This is a genomic window from Streptococcus sp. 1643 (assembly GCF_006228325.1).
In the GTDB taxonomy this organism is placed as follows: domain Bacteria; phylum Bacillota; class Bacilli; order Lactobacillales; family Streptococcaceae; genus Streptococcus.
This window is the reverse complement of sequence record NZ_CP040231.1, coordinates 352,736-370,400: the sequence shown is the minus strand read 5'-3', so window position 1 is coordinate 370,400 and position 17,665 is coordinate 352,736. Positions and strand designations below refer to the sequence as shown.

Genomic DNA, 17,665 nt, shown 5'->3' with positions numbered 1-17,665 from the left:
TGATCATGAAACGTTATTAAACACAAAAGTCACCCATGTGAGTTCTTGCCAGAAGCTGAAGTTAATCCTTCAACCTGGAAAACCCGCAGAGGTGACTTTTTCTATACATCTCGATTTTTCTGGCAATAATCATTAACCGATAAATATGTCTGTGAATCACCCAGCGACTCCGCTATGTCCATAATCCGCGGTGGTAGTAATCCCACTCGCTGGACAAGTTCGTGATTGCTGAACAATTCCCGTGGACTGCCGGCGAAGCCAAACTTCCCGCGTTCCATAACATACACCGACTCAAACTCCGCGGCGACCCAATCCATGTCATGGGTGATGGTCACAACTTGGTGGCCCGAATCAGCCAACTGATGGAAAATTGCGGTCAACTTGCGCCGGCTTTCCCAATCAAGCGACATCATCGGCTCATCAAATAAATAAATCGCCGGATCCACTGCCAAAACTGTGGCAACGCTTAACAGCTTGCGTTCCGACAATGACAGGTCATATGGACTTTCAGCTGTTTTATCATCCAAGCCAACTCTTTTTAGAGCCGCTAAAGCCCGCCTCGTAATCGTGTCGTGGTCATCTATGACCTGCGCGACATTCCACTCCACCTCTCGTTGAACGGTCGGGTTGAAAAGCTGATCGTCAGGATTCTGAAAAGTAATCCCAACCTTCAGTAACTTTTCGACTGGTTTAAGATCATTAAAATTTTCTCCATCGATCTTAATCACACCGGTTTGTGGTGTCAGCAAACCCGTCAACAATTTGAAGAGCGTTGATTTGCCGGCACCATTTTGGCCGACAATCGCCACCATCGGATCGGCGAAGTGTTTGTCTTCAACATCCAAGCTAAAGGACCGTTCCGGATAAGTGAACGTCAGGTGGCTCAGTTCAATTGTGGACATAACGAACCTCCTTCAGATCAGCGTAATTCACCGGATACCGGCCATCAGCCAAGTGCCAATCCATTTTTTGAGCAAGTTGCTGGATTGTCGGGGCTGGAATCTGCCAGTCAGCTGCCAAATGATTAAACACCTCACCCGGCCTGCCCTGGGCTACCATTTGACCCTCGTGCAGCACCCACACAACGTCGGCGACTTCGCACAAATCGTCAATTTCACTGGTGACAATGAAGACAGTCGTCTCTTTGACTTGGGCCAGCCATTGGAAAAATTGCCGACGGCCAAGGGGATCCATCTCACTGGTCGGATCATCCATAATCAAAACAGCCGGATTAGCCACAATCGCCGTGGCAATTGCCAACCGCTGGATCTGACCACCGGAAAGGCTCTCGGGACGCAAATTCAGCTGTTCAATCAGCCCCATTTGCGTGGCAACTTCTTCGACCCGTTTTTGAATCAGTCCTTCAGCCATTCCCTGATTAATCAAGTCAAAGGCGATTTCATCGGCAACCGTGTCTGCCAACCCGCTTAGTTGGCCAGCTGGATTTTGCAGTACAACTCCATTCATGGCATTATAAACGGGCCAATTGTCAGACACTCGCTGGCCAAACATGTGCCAATCGCCCTCAATCTCAGCAGACACAATTTTGGGAATGACCCCTGCCAGCACACGGCACAAAGTCGATTTGCCGGAGTGGCTATTCCCGATAATCCCAACCACCTGGCCGGTATGAACCTCCGCGTTAATCTGACGCAGTTGTGGTTGCTCAGTACCCGGATAACGGGTGGTCAAATTTTCAATTACAATCCGTTTATCTTCGTCCATATCTTCCACCCAATCAATAAAATTGCCAATCCAGTCAGACCAATGTGCAGCGTCCGCGACAGGCGATACACGCGCTGGGAGGTTCTGACAGTCCGGTTGAGATTATCAAAACCTCTCAGTTGGAGAGAAATCGACCGCGTCATCGATTGATCCAAGGTCTTAATCACCAATGGAATTAGAACCGGCAGGACTGACTTTAATTTCTGAATCAACGTTTTTTGCGGATTGGTTCCGCGAACTTTTTGTGCCTGCTGGATTTTCCGCATATTGCGCATCATTTCCGGCAAAATATAACACACCGACATCAGAACGTAGACGGTTTTATAAGACAATCCGGACAGTTCCAAATAGGCCGCGTTTTCTGAAATACTCGTGGTCACTATAAAAAAGCCACTGGTCAAAATAATCACCAATACTCGACAACCCAGAGTGGTGGCGTAAATCAGGCCTTCTTTGTAGAACGACACCCCAAGCACAGAAAACAGCACAGTTTGATTCCGACTGTAAAATAACCCTTGGATGATCAGCATGGTGCAAATCAGAAACAGGCTGAATCCCAGCGCCTTAAAGGTGGTAGAACTCAATTTGGAAAATAACAATAGCAGTGTTGCGACAAGAATTAATCCGGCCTGAAGCAATAAATTCATACTGGCAAAGCTCAACAACGTCATGTCCAAGATGAACAAGAGCTTAGTAATCGGATCGATCACCTGGTACCACTTGAGCTTGACCCGTGACGCTCCAGAAATCAATGTTTTATCAGTCATCATTTATCATCGCTAAAGAAGTGCACCATCCGCTTCGGCAGCTGACGATAGATGAAGAATGCCAGGTAGGCCACGCAGACTTTATCCAAAATATCCAAGACAAACTCATCGGTAAATGAGGCCAGCCACACTGGTACATGATTGGCGACCATTACCGCAAACAATGAGTCACCCCAAGCGATACCGGTCTGACCACCCCAAAAGATGACGTTGAGTGGCGTTGAAATGACAGCTGAAACGATGGCAATAATAATAGCAGAAACAAATACTCGTCGCGCTGACGAGAACCACCCATTGGCGTGCAAAACTCCGACAGCAATCCCAATTCCGATGCTGGTAATCGCATACACGGTTGAAATTGGCGATAAGGTCAGCCCATAGATCACGTTGTTGATGAAACCACTAATGGCACCGGCAACCGGCCCAGCCAACATGCTGGTAAGAAAGGTTCCCAAAGACCCCAGCCAAACGGGCAACTTTAACCCCTCCGCCAAGGCTTTGGCAACATAGTTAATCCCCACGGCAGCGGGAATCAAAGTCATGGTGGCAGCACTTAACTTAAATTTCCACATACTGGTACGATGAATCGGTTCTGTTTTCATAATCTTCTCCTTTTGTTTTTAAAGAGCCGTGTCTGGATAGACTTTCGGACGCAACGCTCTATTATATATCTACTGAACTGTCTATACACAAGATTTCCATCCTCAGTCGACATGAGCTGGAAATCTTTATTTGTTAAGTAGTTCACAACACATTATACACCTATTTTGTGAATAGTCAAGTGTATTTACAGTAAAATTTTAGAAAATCCTAAAAATTTCCTCTTATTTTCCATTTAAAAATGATAATCATTAATTCTGACACCAAAAAAGCCCAGACAAGATTGTCTGAGCATTTTTCTATATGGTCGTTTAAGCAAGTTGAGTTTAGCATTTTCAAACTATTTCTTCAACAAACCTTGTTCTTGTAAAAACTCCTTGGCTACTTGTTCTGCTGACTTGCCTTCAACACCGACTTGATAGTTGAGCTGGCTCATCTGGCTTTCAGTAATTTTACCAGCTAGTTTATTGAGAACTGTCTCCAACTCAGGATGTTTCTTGAGAAGAGCTTCTTTCATGAGTGGCGCTCCTTGATAAGGTGGGAAGAGTTGCTTGTCATCTTCCAAGACCTGTAAATCATAACGTGCCAACTCTGCATCTGTCGAGTAGGCATCCGTGATTTGAATATCGCCTGACTGAATTGCCTGATAGCGAAGGGCTGGCTCCATGGTCGCTACATTGAGATTGAGACCATACATTGATTGCAAGCCCTTATTGCCATCTTCACGGTCATTAAATTCGAGTGTAAAACCTGCCTTCAGCTGCCCTTCCACTTTTTTCAAGTCCGAAATGGTCTTCAAGCCATATTCTTGAGCAATCTTTTTCGGAACAGCTACAGCGTAAGTATTTTGATAAGACATGGGTTTGAGATAGGCTAGATGATCCTGTTTGGCAATGCCATCACGCGCCACTTGATAAACCTGATCTGGCTCATGACCCACTTTAGGTGATGGCTGAAGCAAACTTTCAGTCACCGTACCGGTAAATTCAGGATAGATATCAATATCCCCTTTTTTCAGAGCTTCATAGAGGAAGCTTGTTTTCCCAAAATTCGGCTTCACAGTCGCAGTCATACTGGTATTTTCTTCAATCAGCAACTTATACATATTGGCCAAGATTTCTGGTTCAGGCCCCAATTTCCCAGCAATTACCAAGTTTTCTTTCTCTTTTTGAGCTAAGAGGGCTGGACTATAAGACAGACCCAGCAATATGGTCACCAAGGCAAAACCAGAGAAAATCGTTCTCAATTTTGCTTTTTCCATCACTTTTAGTAGGAAGTTAAAGGCAATGGCCAGCACTGCAGAAGAAAGTGCCCCAATCAAAATCAGACTGGTATTATTGCGGTCAATTCCCAAAAGGATAAAGGAACCCAGCCCCCCTGCCCCAATCAAGGCTGCCAAGGTTGCCGTACCGATAATCAAGACCGCTGCCGTCCGAATACCAGACATTATGACAGGCATGGCAAGTGGAATTTCAAACTTCTTGAGACGCTCCCACCTGGTCATCCCAAAGGCAATCCCAGCCTCTTGTAGACTTGGATCAATTCCCTTTAGCCCAGTGATGGTATTTTGCAAAATTGGGAAAATCGCATAAATCACCAGAGCAGTCAAAGCAGGCAAGGTCCCAATTCCCATCAAGGGAATAAAGAGTCCTAACAAGGCCAGAGACGGGATGGTCTGGAAAATTCCTGCAATCTGCAAGACCCAGTCCGCCAACTTCTCATGATAGCGAAGATAAACAGCCAAGGGAATCGCAATAAAAACAGCTAGTAATAAGGTCAAAAGCGACAACTGCAAATGTTGAGATAGAGCTGTTACCCAGTCACCAAAACGATCCTGAAAAGTTGATATCAAATTAGTCATGAACACTACCTCCAAACAAGTCTGCTACAAAGTCCGTTGCAGGGGCCTTTAAAATCGTCTCAGGATTCGCCACCTGACGAATCTCTCCATCCTGCAAAACAGCAATACGGTCACCTAATTTCAAAGCTTCATCCGTATCATGGGTCACAAAAATCGTTGTCATCCCAAATTCTTTATGCAATTCTTTCGTCAGAACCTGTAGCTGTTTTCTCGAAATAGCATCCAAGGCTGAAAAAGGCTCATCCATGAGGAGAATCTTAGGCTGACCAATCATGGCACGAACAATACCAACCCGTTGCTGTTCTCCACCAGATAATTCATTAGGTAAACGGTGCCCATAGTCAGCTACCGGTAAACCAACCTTAGCCAAAAGCTCTTCTGTTTTCGTCGCTATTTCTTCCTTACTCCACCCCTTCATCTCAGGAATGAGAGCAATATTTTCTGCCACTGTTAGATTGGGAAACAGAGCAATGGCCTGTAAAACATAACCAGTAGAAAGACGAAGTTCCCGCTCGTCATAGTCTTTGATGCGCTTGCCATCCATATAAATATTTCCATCAGTTGGTTCCAAGAGACGATTAATGATCTTAATCATGGTCGTCTTACCGGACCCAGAAGGTCCAACTAAAACCATAAATTCCCCATTCTCAATCCGTAAATTGACATCTCTCAAAACATCTTTTTCTGTATAGCGTAGCGCTACATTTTTATATTCAATCATTCTTTGTCCTCTATTTAAAACTTTCCTCGATTAGTCAAGTCTTCTACCTTAGGCATAACTTCCTTATTATCCCAATGCTCCACAATCAAGCCATTCTCCAAACGGAAAATATCGTACTGAGCATAGGCAACGCCATCAATCTGAGTCTGACCATAGCTAACTACGTAGTTTCCTTGTCCTAAGAGTTGGAAAACAAAGTCGAAAGTGACACCATGTTCAGCCACATAGTTTTTATATGCCTGACTTCCTTGGCCAATCTCATGATTATGCTGAATCAAATCTTCTGCCACAAAGTCACTCCACTGCTCCAGTTCCCCATTTTGGAAAATTTCTGTCAAGAAACGGCGAACTAACTTTTTATTTTCTGCTGTCTTATCCAAATCTGTGATTTCAAAATCACCAAAAATCTGATCTAATTGGCCGTTTTCAGGTGTTCGATAGTAGTCAATAACATCCCAATGTTCTACGATACGACCATTCTCATCCGCACGGAAAGTATCTGTCGTCACCCATTGAGCTTCCCCGCCATTGAGATATTGATGAACATGAACAAAGACAAGATTGCCATCCTCAATAGTACGGACAATCTTCATCTCACGCTCGGGATGGCGCTCAAAGAAATTTGCAAAGAAAACCGCAAACCCTTCTTTCCCATCTGGCACTCCTGTCGAGTGTTGAATGTAGGTATCTCCTACAGACTGGGCCTGAGCCTCAGCAACTCGTCCATCTTGAATAGCATGAATGTATAGGTTGTGAGCATTTTCAACTTGTTTTGACATGATTTATGCCTCATTTTCTTTTAAATTTTCTAAGATGCGTTCTTGATAACTTTCAAATTGACGAATTTCTTCCTCAGTGAATCCTTTATAAAAAATTGCATCCAATTTTTGACTGACACGCTGGCCAATTTCTTTCTGGGACAAACCTTGCTCCGTTAGCTTGACATACTTCTTTCTCTTATCTATTCCACATGGGCTAATGATGACCAGGTTTTGCTCCTCAAGTTTCTTTATCATGGTTGTGAGCGTATTGTTGGCTAGACCAGTCGCAAGCGCAATATCTGTGGCTGTAGCGCAACCTGTCTCACTATTCCATAAAACCGCTAAAATCTTGCCCTGTTCACTCCGATAAAGAGCCTCAGGATCCTGACTCAGTAACTTTTGAAAAATCCGCCCATTTAACAAACGAATATGATGGGCAACTAAATGACTATCTTTCATGATCTCTCCAATTTATTTCTATATCGAATTGTTTTTATTGTAACACCCGCCATTCCATCTGTCAACTATTTCGATTTAGAAATAGTTTTCACCAACAAAAAAGACCTCCTATCTAGAGTAGAAGATCTTCACTATTTATTAACTTAATCTGTCATTTCGGACACCAAGGTTCGATGTTCCAGTGGTAAACTGCACATAACCAGCAAGAAGATGAATCCTGACTGTACCCAGAAGAGAGCCAAGTCAAAAATTCCATGTACAGCGACTACTGTAAGGAAGGAGAGATAAAGACCGATAATTGGTCGTTTACCAGACTCCTGACTCATATCCATCATCATGTGAACCGGGATTACCGATGAAATGGATAGGAGAATGGTTCCAATCAAACCATAACTCAAAATAGTATCGATGTAAAGACTATGCGCGTGTTCGTGGTAAGGTGCATGGATTCTCGGGAAAGAATTCATATAGGTCAGTGGACCCTCACCCCAAATCGGATTTTGCTTGAACAAAGTCATACCCGCATTCCAGATTGAAACACGCTCCTCCATTGAAGAATCTAGCGTTCCCATACGGACACCCAAATCGCTTGAGAAGAGGAAACAAAGGCCAATCCCGAAAACTCCAATACTGAGCCAGAAGGCGCGCCAGTTTTTAATGGTTGTAAAGAGATAAATGATGGCACCAGCAATGATGGCAGGAAAGGCTGTTCTATTTTGCGTAAAATTCAAACCAAATAGATTCACAAAACCTGCTAGCACACAAAAGACTTTCAACCATCTTAACTTCGTCGTTGTAAAGAGGTAAAAGGCAATCATGATACAGAAGCAACAAATGATCCCATAGTAGTTAGGATTAAAGAAGGTGACCTCTGCACGGTTTTGGTGCCATACTTGCATATTAGGTGAAAGAAAGGCGTAGTTAAATTTCTTTACAATTTGGAAATGCTCCAAGGTAGCGAAAGCCGCAGAGAGCACACTACCAAACAAGATTGTCTGCAGTATCAGTCGAAAGAAAGCATGTGTCAGACGTTTCTGGTAAAAACTAAAGAAAATGAGGAAGAGAAACATCAGTAAAGATGCAACCAATCCAAGCCAGTTCTTTGCGACGATAGAGATAATACTACTGTAGGCAATAAAAAAGAGAAGCACAGGATGTTTGGCCAATCCTTTGATAATTCCCTTCATCTCCCCAGTAACAAGTAAACCTATCAAATATAAAGCAAAGAGGGCTAAGAACAAATAAAAAGGTAAAAAGATACTTATGATCATCAAATACAAAAAGAAATCTTTTTTCGAAAGCCCTCTTATCTTATCCAGTAATCCAATTGATTTCAAAACGGATCCTTTCTGTTCTGGATTTCTCCAGAAGATAAATGCTAAACTATCTTTATATTCTACCATTTTTTCCGTCATTTGGGAACAGTGAACACGCTACCAAAAAGAAAAAATCAGTGAATATTTAGAAAAATTTTTAAGGAGAGAAATTTTACAAAGCAATTATTGCTCCCCTACAACTATTCATTTCCCTAAATTAAAGAAAGCTGTGGTAGAATAAAAGAAAGCTATAAAAATCACTATAGAACAAATCTGTATAAAGGAAAATCAATGAAATCACACCAACTAGTCTACCAAATATTAGCTAGAGAAAACGATTATGTTAGCGGAGAAAAAATCGGAGAAGAACTGAATTTAAGCCGTACATCTATATGGAAAGCGATCCAACGTCTTCAACAAGAAGGCCTAGAAATTGACAGTATCAAAAATAGAGGCTACAAGCTTATTCAAGGCGATCTGATATTGCCTGATTTGATTCAAGAGAACACCAACTTAACCATTCGCTACAAACCTGAGACAAAATCAACACAAACAGATGCAAAAGAAGGGATTGAGGTTGGAAACCAAGGAAATACACTCTATCTTTCAACCTGTCAGACGGCAGGTCGTGGCCGCTTTCAGCGCCCCTACTATTCTCCATCTCAGGGGGGCATCTATATGTCTCTGCATATTCAACCAAACCTTCCCTATGAAAAACTCCCATCCTATACTCTTCTTGTGGCAGCTGCAGTCTGCAAAGCCATTAAAAATCTAACTATGATAGAAGTAGATATCAAATGGGTAAATGACATCTACTTTAAAAATAAAAAAATAGCAGGTATCCTCACTGAAGCGATGACATCAGTTGAGACAGGCTCGGTTACAAACGTCATTATCGGACTTGGTATAAATTTTTCTATAGCAGACTTCCCAGATGACCTAAAAGAAAAAGCAGGCAGCCTATTTATGCCACCTGCACCAATTAGTCGCAATAAGCTCATCAGCGAAATATGGAATTGTTTCTACAATACGGTTTCAGATGAGCTACTTTATATCTATAAAGAAAGATCAATAGTTCTTGGAAAAGAAGTTACCTTCCAGCTAGATGGAAAATTGCAAAAAGGTCTTGCAAAAGAAATCTCAGAATCCGGCCAACTTCAAGTCGAACTTGAAGATAAACATACTATCTGGCTAAATAGCGGAGAAATATCACTAACAAATTGGTAATAAACAAATCCCCCTTTTAACGATTTAGAAGGGGGATTTGCTTACAAAAAAAGAGCCCAACAGCTCTCTTAACGTACGGAGAATGGGGGATTCGAACCCCCGCGCCGGTTACCCGACCTAACGATTTAGCAAACCGTCCTCTTCAGCCTCTTGAGTAATTCTCCTATTAATGGGCACGAGTGGACTCGAACCACCGACCTCACGCTTATCAGGCGTGCGCTCTAACCACCTGAGCTACGCGCCCAAGTTTAAAAAACTTGGTAATTGAACAAAGTTCAAAGCGGGTGACGAGAATCGAACTCGCGACAACAGCTTGGAAGGCTGTAGTTTTACCACTAAACTACACCCGCTTAATAAAAGAAATATGGCGCGAGACGGAATCGAACCGCCGACACATGGAGCTTCAATCCATTGCTCTACCAACTGAGCTACCGAGCCAAATTGCGGGAGCAGGATTTGAACCTACGACCTTCGGGTTATGAGCCCGACGAGCTACCGAGCTGCTCCATCCCGCGTTAATATAAAAAGGAGGATGTGGGATTCGAACCCACGCACGCTTTTACACGCCTGACGGTTTTCAAGACCGTTCCCTTCAGCCGGACTTGGGTAATCCTCCATTATTTACAATGGACCTTGTAGGACTTGAACCTACGACCACTCGGTTATGAGCCGAGAGCTCTAACCAGCTGAGCTAAAGGTCCAACAAGATCAATATAGCGGCGAAGGGGATCGAACCCCCGACCTCCCGGGTATGAACCGGACGCTCTAGCCAGCTGAGCTACACCGCCATGAATCGGGAAGACAGGATTCGAACCTGCGACACCTTGGTCCCAAACCAAGTACTCTACCAAGCTGAGCTACTTCCCGCGTTAAATAAAAAAATGCACCCTAGAGGAGTCGAACCTCTAACCGCCTGATTCGTAGTCAGGTACTCTATCCAGTTGAGCTAAGGGTGCTCATCATTATATGCCGAGGACCGGAATCGAACCGGTACGATCGTTACCAATCGCAGGATTTTAAGTCCTGTGCGTCTGCCAGTTCCGCCACCCCGGCCTCTCTAAGCGAACGACGGGATTCGAACCCGCGACCCCCACCTTGGCAAGGTGGTGTTCTACCACTGAACTACGTTCGCATCGACCTCTTATTCTATATAAAAAAATGCCGGCTACATGACTTGAACACGCGACCCTCTGATTACAAATCAGATGCTCTACCAACTGAGCTAAGCCGGCTGATTTCTATTATGCGGGTTAAGGGACTTGAACCCCCACGCCGTTAAGCGCCAGATCCTAAATCTGGTGCGTCTGCCAATTCCGCCAAACCCGCAAATATGACCCGTACTGGGCTCGAACCAGTGACCCATTGATTAAAAGTCAATTGCTCTACCAACTGAGCTAACGAGTCTAAAATAACTTCCGTTATCTTAAACGGTCCCGACGGGAATCGAACCCGCGATCTTCGCCGTGACAGGGCGACGTGATAACCGCTACACTACGGGACCTATGGGAGTTAACGGGATCGAACCGCTGACCCTCTGCTTGTAAGGCAGATGCTCTCCCAGCTGAGCTAAACTCCCTCGAGCTAAGCGACTTCCATATCTCACAGGGGGCAACCCCCAACTACTTCCGGCGTTCTAGGGCTTAACTACTGTGTTCGGCATGGGTACAGGTGTATCTCCTAGGCTATCGTCACTTAACTCTGAGTAATACCTACTCAAAATTGAATATCTATCAAATACCAAGAAAACCTCACACTTCGTATTCTCAGTTACTTTGGATAAGTCCTCGAGCTATTAGTATTAGTCCGCTACATGTGTCGCCACACTTCCACTTCTAACCTATCTACCTGATCATCTCTCAGGGCTCTTACTGATATAAAATCATGGGAAATCTCATCTTGAGGTGGGTTTCACACTTAGATGCTTTCAGCGTTTATCCCTTCCCTACATAGCTACCCAGCGATGCCTTTGGCAAGACAACTGGTACACCAGCGGTAAGTCCACTCTGGTCCTCTCGTACTAGGAGCAGATCCTCTCAAATTTCCTACGCCCGCGACGGATAGGGACCGAACTGTCTCACGACGTTCTGAACCCAGCTCGCGTGCCGCTTTAATGGGCGAACAGCCCAACCCTTGGGACCGACTACAGCCCCAGGATGCGACGAGCCGACATCGAGGTGCCAAACCTCCCCGTCGATGTGAACTCTTGGGGGAGATAAGCCTGTTATCCCCAGGGTAGCTTTTATCCGTTGAGCGATGGCCCTTCCATACGGAACCACCGGATCACTAAGCCCGACTTTCGTCCCTGCTCGAGTTGTAGCTCTCGCAGTCAAGCTCCCTTATACCTTTACACTCTGCGAATGATTTCCAACCATTCTGAGGGAACCTTTGGGCGCCTCCGTTACCTTTTAGGAGGCGACCGCCCCAGTCAAACTGCCCGTCAGACACTGTCTCCGATAGGGATAACCTATCCGGGTTAGAGTGGCCATAACACAAGGGTAGTATCCCAACAACGTCTCCTTCGAAACTGGCGTCCCGATCTCATAGACTCCTACCTATCCTGTACATGTGGTACAGACACTCAATATCAAACTGCAGTAAAGCTCCATGGGGTCTTTCCGTCCTGTCGCGGGTAACCTGCATCTTCACAGGTACTAAAATTTCACCGAGTCTCTCGTTGAGACAGTGCCCAAATCATTACGCCTTTCGTGCGGGTCGGAACTTACCCGACAAGGAATTTCGCTACCTTAGGACCGTTATAGTTACGGCCGCCGTTTACTGGGGCTTCAATTCATACCTTCGGATTACTCCTAAGCACTCCTCTTAACCTTCCAGCACCGGGCAGGCGTCACCCCCTATACATCATCTTACGATTTAGCAGAGAGCTGTGTTTTTGATAAACAGTTGCTTGGGCCTATTCACTGCGGCTGACCTAAAGTCAGCACCCCTTCTCCCGAAGTTACGGGGTCATTTTGCCGAGTTCCTTAACGAGAGTTCTCTCGCTCACCTGAGGCTACTCGCCTCGACTACCTGTGTCGGTTTGCGGTACGGGTAGAGTATGTTTAAACGCTAGAAGCTTTTCTTGGCAGTGTGACGTCACTAACTTCGCTACTAAACTTCGCTCCCCATCACAGCTCAATGTTATAGATATAAGCATTTGACTCATATCACACCTCACTGCTTAGACAGACACTTCCATTCGTCTGCTTTAGTTAGCCTACTGCGTCCCTCCATCACTACATACTCTAGTACAGGAATATCAACCTGTTGTCCATCGGATACACCTTTCGGTCTCTCCTTAGGTCCCGACTAACCCAGGGCGGACGAGCCTTCCCCTGGAAACCTTAGTCTTACGGTGGACAGGATTCTCACCTGTCTTTCGCTACTCATACCGGCATTCTCACTTCTATGCGTTCCAGCACTCCTCACGGTATACCTTCATCACACATAGAACGCTCTCCTACCATACCTATAAAGGTATCCACAGCTTCGGTAAATTGTTTTAGCCCCGGTACATTTTCGGCGCAGGGTCACTCGACTAGTGAGCTATTACGCACTCTTTGAATGAATAGCTGCTTCTAAGCTAACATCCTAGTTGTCTGTGCAACCCCACATCCTTTTCCACTTAACAATTATTTTGGGACCTTAGCTGGTGGTCTGGGCTGTTTCCCTTTCGACTACGGATCTTAGCACTCGCAGTCTGACTGCCGACCATAATTCATTGGCATTCGGAGTTTATCTGAGATTGGTAATCCGGGATGGACCCCTCACCCAAACAGTGCTCTACCTCCAAGAATCTCTAATGTCGACGCTAGCCCTAAAGCTATTTCGGAGAGAACCAGCTATCTCCAAGTTCGTTTGGAATTTCTCCGCTACCCACAAGTCATCCAAGCACTTTTCAACGTGCCCTGGTTCGGTCCTCCAGTGCGTCTTACCGCACCTTCAACCTGCTCATGGGTAGGTCACATGGTTTCGGGTCTACGACATGATACTAATGCGCCCTATTCAGACTCGGTTTCCCTGCGGCTCCGTCTCTTCAACTTAACCTCGCATCATATCGTAACTCGCCGGTTCATTCTACAAAAGGCACGCTCTCACCCATTAACGGGCTCGAACTTGTTGTAGGCACACGGTTTCAGGTTCTATTTCACTCCCCTCCCGGGGTGCTTTTCACCTTTCCCTCACGGTACTGGTTCACTATCGGTCACTAGGGAGTATTTAGGGTTGGGAGATGGTCCTCCCAGATTCCGACGGGATTTCACGTGTCCCGCCGTACTCAGGATACTGCTAGGTACAAAGACTATTTTAAATACGAGGCTATTACTCTCTTTGGCTGATCTTCCCAAATCATTCTTCTATAATCTTTGAGTCCACATTGCAGTCCTACAACCCCGAAGAGTAAACTCTTCGGTTTGCCCTCCTGCCGTTTCGCTCGCCGCTACTAAGGCAATCGCTTTTGCTTTCTCTTCCTGCAGCTACTTAGATGTTTCAGTTCACTGCGTCTTCCTCCTCACATCCTTAACAGATGCGGGTAACAGGTAGTACCTGTTGGGTTCCCCCATTCGGAAATCCCTGGATCATCGCTTACTTACAGCTACCCAAGGCATATCGTCGTTTGTCACGTCCTTCTTCGGCTCCTAGTGCCAAGGCATCCACCGTGCGCCCTTATTAACTTAACCTTATTTTTTGACCTTTCAGTCATAAACTCTTTTAATACTACAGCGTTTCGGTTTATTTTCTTGTTACTATTTGATATAGATATTCAATTTTCAATGTGCATTACTTGGTGATCTCTCACCAATGGAGCCTAGCGGGATCGAACCGCTGACCTCCTGCGTGCAAAGCAGGCGCTCTCCCAGCTGAGCTAAGGCCCCACAAGACCTCTCAAGACTAAACAAGACCAATGTGCAGTTCCTTATCCTTAGAAAGGAGGTGATCCAGCCGCACCTTCCGATACGGCTACCTTGTTACGACTTCACCCCAATCATCTATCCCACCTTAGGCGGCTGGCTCCTAAAAGGTTACCTCACCGACTTCGGGTGTTACAAACTCTCGTGGTGTGACGGGCGGTGTGTACAAGGCCCGGGAACGTATTCACCGCGGCGTGCTGATCCGCGATTACTAGCGATTCCGACTTCATGTAGGCGAGTTGCAGCCTACAATCCGAACTGAGACTGGCTTTAAGAGATTAGCTTGCCGTCACCGGCTTGCGACTCGTTGTACCAGCCATTGTAGCACGTGTGTAGCCCAGGTCATAAGGGGCATGATGATTTGACGTCATCCCCACCTTCCTCCGGTTTATTACCGGCAGTCTCGCTAGAGTGCCCAACTGAATGATGGCAACTAACAATAGGGGTTGCGCTCGTTGCGGGACTTAACCCAACATCTCACGACACGAGCTGACGACAACCATGCACCACCTGTCACCTCTGTCCCGAAGGAAAACTCTATCTCTAGAGCGGTCAGAGGGATGTCAAGACCTGGTAAGGTTCTTCGCGTTGCTTCGAATTAAACCACATGCTCCACCGCTTGTGCGGGCCCCCGTCAATTCCTTTGAGTTTCAACCTTGCGGTCGTACTCCCCAGGCGGAGTGCTTAATGCGTTAGCTGCGGCACTAAACCCCGGAAAGGGTCTAACACCTAGCACTCATCGTTTACGGCGTGGACTACCAGGGTATCTAATCCTGTTTGCTCCCCACGCTTTCGAGCCTCAGCGTCAGTTACAAGCCAGAGAGCCGCTTTCGCCACCGGTGTTCCTCCATATATCTACGCATTTCACCGCTACACATGGAATTCCACTCTCCCCTCTTGCACTCAAGTTAAACAGTTTCCAAAGCGTACTATGGTTAAGCCACAGCCTTTAACTTCAGACTTATCTAACCGCCTGCGCTCGCTTTACGCCCAATAAATCCGGACAACGCTCGGGACCTACGTATTACCGCGGCTGCTGGCACGTAGTTAGCCGTCCCTTTCTGGTAAGATACCGTCACAGTGTGAACTTTCCACTCTCACACTCGTTCTTCTCTTACAACAGAGCTTTACGATCCGAAAACCTTCTTCACTCACGCGGCGTTGCTCGGTCAGACTTCCGTCCATTGCCGAAGATTCCCTACTGCTGCCTCCCGTAGGAGTCTGGGCCGTGTCTCAGTCCCAGTGTGGCCGATCACCCTCTCAGGTCGGCTATGTATCGTCGCCTTGGTGAGCCGTTACCTCACCAACTAGCTAATACAACGCAGGTCCATCTGGTAGTGATGCAATTGCACCTTTTAAGCAAATGTCATGCAACATCTACTCTTATGCGGTATTAGCTATCGTTTCCAATAGTTATCCCCCGCTACCAGGCAGGTTACCTACGCGTTACTCACCCGTTCGCAACTCATCCAGAGAAGCAAGCTCCTCCTTCAGCGTTCTACTTGCATGTATTAGGCACGCCGCCAGCGTTCGTCCTGAGCCAGGATCAAACTCTCATTAAAAGTTTGAGTTCTCACTCATTTCTGTCACTGACAGATTTATTGTTTTTTTCATTGTTCAGTACTATAACTTCAGTTATAGTGCCCTGCACATTGGTTCGTCTTGTTCAGTTTTCAAAGGTCTTTGTCACTCATTCTCTCTCGAGCGACAACTATATTAGTATATCACAGCTACCTGCCTCTGTCAACAGATTTTTTAAACTTTTTTCAAGTTTTTTTAGCCGCAATACACCATAGTCCGTACGGGATTCGAACCCGTGTTACCGCCGTGAAAAGGCGGTGTCTTAACCCCTTGACCAACGGACCTTGAGCTTTTCAACTCTTTCTATTATACCTACTTTTTTACCTTTGTCAAGAACTTTTTTCAGTGAAGTTGATTTTTTCTTTTCTTCACTAATTTAACCACTGCTTCTGTTCGTGCAGTGTGGGGAAACATATCAACTGACTGGATATACTGGAGGTCATAGACTTTTACTAGTTTAACCAAATCTCGCGCTAAGGTCGAAACATTGCAGGATACATAGACCATTTTTTCTGGAACATAGGTCAGAATGGTATCCAGTAGCTTATCATCTAAACCTGTACGAGGAGGGTCAACTATCAAGGCATCTGCTCGGTAGCCTTCTTTATACCAGCGTGGAATAATCTCTTCTGCTGTTCCCGCTTCGTAATGGGTATTGTCAAACCCCATTCTCTGAGCATTTCGCTTGGCATCTTCAATGGCTTCTGGAATAATATCCATTCCTCTGAGACTCTTGACCTTATTTGCGAAGGCAAATCCAATCGTCCCAACACCGCAATAGGCATCGATCAGATGATCCTCTTTGCTGACATCCAGAGCCTTAACTGCTTCACTATAGAGAATTTCTGTCTGCTCAGGATTAAGCTGATAAAAAGCTCGAGGGGAGAGAGAAAACTCATAGTCGAGTACTCCTTCTTGAATACTCTCTTGGCCCCAGATAATTTCCGTCTTTTCACCATAGATTTCACTTATTTTCGCTGTATTTGTATTGACTGCAACTGTGACGACTTCTGGAAAATCTTTAACTAAGTCTTTTACTAGCTGGGTTAAATTAAGCTGGCGATTTGTGACAATGATAATCTGGACTTGTCCCGTTTTTCTTGCTCGACGTACCATGATAGTACGAACGCCTAACGTTTTTCTCTCATCTGTAATTGGAATTTGGTGGTAAGTAAGAAGTTCAGCTAGGCGATTCGCAATCACTTGGGTTTCCTTATCTTGCACCAAACAGTCTTTCAACTCTACGAGATAATGAGAGTTTTGCGCATACAAACCTGCCTTGACCTGATTTTTAAATTTCCGAGTCTGAAATTGAAGCTTAGCACGGTAGTACTTTGGTTCCTGCATTCCGATAGTTGGACGGATTTCATAGTTTTCATATCCTGCAGGAGCAAATTTTTTCAGGGCTTGGTGGAGCAGATCCGTTTTGAACTCCAACTGTTTATCGTAGTGAAGGTGCATGATTTGGCAACCACCACATTCATTATAAATCGTACAAGCTGGTACGACTCGAAATTTAGACTTCTTATTAACCTTTAGTAATTTGGCTTCAACAAAGTTACGTTTAATAGAAGTAATCTGACAATAGATATCTTCTCCTTTGAGGGCGCCTGGTACAAAAACGAGGGTTTTCTGGTAGAAACCGATTCCCTCACCATTGATACCCATCCGCTTGATTTTTAAAGGTATTTTTTGTTTGACTTTCAGATTCATACCCCTATCTTATCACATTTTAGGGTA

The 17,665-nt window shown here is 45.3% G+C and carries 11 protein-coding genes, 19 tRNA genes and 3 rRNA genes; 1 reads left to right on the top strand and 32 read right to left on the bottom strand.

The window, feature by feature from the left end; genetic code table 11:
• Window positions 1-101 precede the first annotated feature (101 nt).
• The 9 genes from FD735_RS02155 to FD735_RS02115 form a co-directional block, all read right to left on the bottom strand.
• Complete coding sequence (locus tag FD735_RS02155; protein WP_125389181.1) at window positions 102-902, bottom strand: energy-coupling factor ABC transporter ATP-binding protein; 801 nt, start codon at window positions 900-902, stop codon at window positions 102-104.
• Window positions 889-1,725, bottom strand: a complete 837-nt coding sequence (locus FD735_RS02150) for an ABC transporter ATP-binding protein (protein ID WP_000343048.1) — start codon at window positions 1,723-1,725, stop codon at window positions 889-891. Before FD735_RS02150 ends, FD735_RS02155 begins: the two co-directional genes overlap by 14 nt.
• Window positions 1,701-2,492, bottom strand: a complete 792-nt coding sequence (locus FD735_RS02145; RefSeq protein ID WP_176553048.1) for an energy-coupling factor transporter transmembrane component T — start codon at window positions 2,490-2,492, stop codon at window positions 1,701-1,703. The genes FD735_RS02150 and FD735_RS02145 overlap by 25 nt, the downstream gene beginning before the upstream one ends.
• Window positions 2,492-3,094 carry a hypothetical protein gene (locus FD735_RS02140; RefSeq protein ID WP_042768773.1) on the bottom strand — a complete coding sequence of 201 codons (603 nt, stop codon included), beginning with the start codon at window positions 3,092-3,094 and terminating at the stop codon, window positions 2,492-2,494. Before FD735_RS02140 ends, FD735_RS02145 begins: the two co-directional genes overlap by 1 nt.
• A 338-nt stretch (window positions 3,095-3,432) precedes the next feature.
• Window positions 3,433-4,953: an ABC transporter permease/substrate-binding protein gene (locus FD735_RS02135; protein ID WP_125399086.1), complete on the bottom strand. Its 1,521-nt coding sequence runs from the start codon at window positions 4,951-4,953 to the stop codon at window positions 3,433-3,435.
• Window positions 4,946-5,674 carry an ABC transporter ATP-binding protein gene (locus FD735_RS02130; protein ID WP_139658366.1) on the bottom strand — a complete coding sequence of 243 codons (729 nt, stop codon included), beginning with the start codon at window positions 5,672-5,674 and terminating at the stop codon, window positions 4,946-4,948. Before FD735_RS02130 ends, FD735_RS02135 begins: the two co-directional genes overlap by 8 nt.
• A gap of 14 nt (window positions 5,675-5,688) precedes the next feature.
• A complete protein-coding gene (locus tag FD735_RS02125; protein ID WP_139658365.1) occupies window positions 5,689-6,453 on the bottom strand; it encodes a nuclear transport factor 2 family protein in 765 nt (254 codons plus the stop codon).
• Between the two features lie 3 nt (window positions 6,454-6,456).
• The gene (locus FD735_RS02120) at window positions 6,457-6,894 is read right to left on the bottom strand and encodes a MarR family winged helix-turn-helix transcriptional regulator (RefSeq protein WP_042902612.1); all 438 of its coding nucleotides are present in this window, start codon (window positions 6,892-6,894) and stop codon (window positions 6,457-6,459) included.
• Between the two features lie 143 nt (window positions 6,895-7,037).
• Window positions 7,038-8,231, bottom strand: a complete 1,194-nt coding sequence (locus tag FD735_RS02115; RefSeq protein ID WP_033630218.1) for an O-antigen ligase — start codon at window positions 8,229-8,231, stop codon at window positions 7,038-7,040.
• Between the two features lie 270 nt (window positions 8,232-8,501).
• On the opposite strand from FD735_RS02115, the gene birA reads away from it, so the two are divergent.
• Window positions 8,502-9,437, top strand: coding sequence for a bifunctional biotin--[acetyl-CoA-carboxylase] ligase/biotin operon repressor BirA (birA, locus tag FD735_RS02110; RefSeq protein ID WP_139658364.1), 936 nt, complete (start codon window positions 8,502-8,504; stop codon window positions 9,435-9,437).
• Between the two features lie 76 nt (window positions 9,438-9,513).
• Here the strand turns inward: birA and FD735_RS02105 are convergent.
• The 23 genes from FD735_RS02105 to rlmD all read right to left on the bottom strand — a co-directional run bounded on the left by FD735_RS02105 (window position 9,514) and on the right by rlmD (window position 17,638).
• Window positions 9,514-9,601 (bottom strand) — tRNA-Ser (locus tag FD735_RS02105).
• A gap of 6 nt (window positions 9,602-9,607) precedes the next feature.
• A tRNA-Ile gene (locus tag FD735_RS02100) sits at window positions 9,608-9,681 on the bottom strand.
• A gap of 35 nt (window positions 9,682-9,716) precedes the next feature.
• Window positions 9,717-9,787, bottom strand: a tRNA-Gly gene (locus FD735_RS02095).
• 15 nt (window positions 9,788-9,802) lie between these two features.
• Window positions 9,803-9,875: transfer RNA gene (locus FD735_RS02090), tRNA-Phe, on the bottom strand.
• Between the two features lie 3 nt (window positions 9,876-9,878).
• A tRNA-Met gene (locus tag FD735_RS02085) sits at window positions 9,879-9,952 on the bottom strand.
• An 11-nt stretch (window positions 9,953-9,963) separates the two neighbouring features.
• A tRNA-Ser gene (locus FD735_RS02080) sits at window positions 9,964-10,053 on the bottom strand.
• 11 nt (window positions 10,054-10,064) lie between these two features.
• Window positions 10,065-10,138: transfer RNA gene (locus FD735_RS02075), tRNA-Ile, on the bottom strand.
• 13 nt (window positions 10,139-10,151) lie between these two features.
• Window positions 10,152-10,225, bottom strand: a tRNA-Met gene (locus FD735_RS02070).
• Between the two features lie 5 nt (window positions 10,226-10,230).
• Window positions 10,231-10,304, bottom strand: a tRNA-Pro gene (locus FD735_RS02065).
• Window positions 10,305-10,319: 15 nt separating this feature from the next.
• Window positions 10,320-10,393 (bottom strand) — tRNA-Arg (locus FD735_RS02060).
• An 11-nt stretch (window positions 10,394-10,404) separates the two neighbouring features.
• Window positions 10,405-10,490, bottom strand: a tRNA-Leu gene (locus FD735_RS02055).
• A 7-nt stretch (window positions 10,491-10,497) separates the two neighbouring features.
• Window positions 10,498-10,569, bottom strand: a tRNA-Gly gene (locus tag FD735_RS02050).
• 27 nt (window positions 10,570-10,596) lie between these two features.
• Window positions 10,597-10,669 (bottom strand) — tRNA-Thr (locus tag FD735_RS02045).
• A 12-nt stretch (window positions 10,670-10,681) separates the two neighbouring features.
• Window positions 10,682-10,763: transfer RNA gene (locus FD735_RS02040), tRNA-Leu, on the bottom strand.
• A gap of 5 nt (window positions 10,764-10,768) precedes the next feature.
• Window positions 10,769-10,841: transfer RNA gene (locus FD735_RS02035), tRNA-Lys, on the bottom strand.
• A 24-nt stretch (window positions 10,842-10,865) separates the two neighbouring features.
• Window positions 10,866-10,938: transfer RNA gene (locus FD735_RS02030), tRNA-Asp, on the bottom strand.
• A gap of 2 nt (window positions 10,939-10,940) precedes the next feature.
• A tRNA-Val gene (locus FD735_RS02025) sits at window positions 10,941-11,013 on the bottom strand.
• A 4-nt stretch (window positions 11,014-11,017) separates the two neighbouring features.
• Window positions 11,018-11,133, bottom strand: a 5S ribosomal RNA gene (gene rrf, locus FD735_RS02020).
• 76 nt (window positions 11,134-11,209) lie between these two features.
• A 23S ribosomal RNA gene (locus FD735_RS02015) occupies window positions 11,210-14,113 on the bottom strand.
• Between the two features lie 122 nt (window positions 14,114-14,235).
• Window positions 14,236-14,308 (bottom strand) — tRNA-Ala (locus FD735_RS02010).
• A gap of 51 nt (window positions 14,309-14,359) precedes the next feature.
• Window positions 14,360-15,906, bottom strand: a 16S ribosomal RNA gene (locus FD735_RS02005).
• The 16S, 23S and 5S rRNA genes sit together here with 19 tRNA genes alongside, the layout of an rRNA operon.
• Before the next feature lie 231 nt (window positions 15,907-16,137).
• Window positions 16,138-16,209, bottom strand: a tRNA-Glu gene (locus FD735_RS01995).
• 58 nt (window positions 16,210-16,267) lie between these two features.
• Window positions 16,268-17,638: a 23S rRNA (uracil(1939)-C(5))-methyltransferase RlmD gene (rlmD, locus tag FD735_RS01990; RefSeq protein WP_139658363.1), complete on the bottom strand. Its 1,371-nt coding sequence runs from the start codon at window positions 17,636-17,638 to the stop codon at window positions 16,268-16,270.
• Window positions 17,639-17,665: the final 27 nt, after the last annotated feature.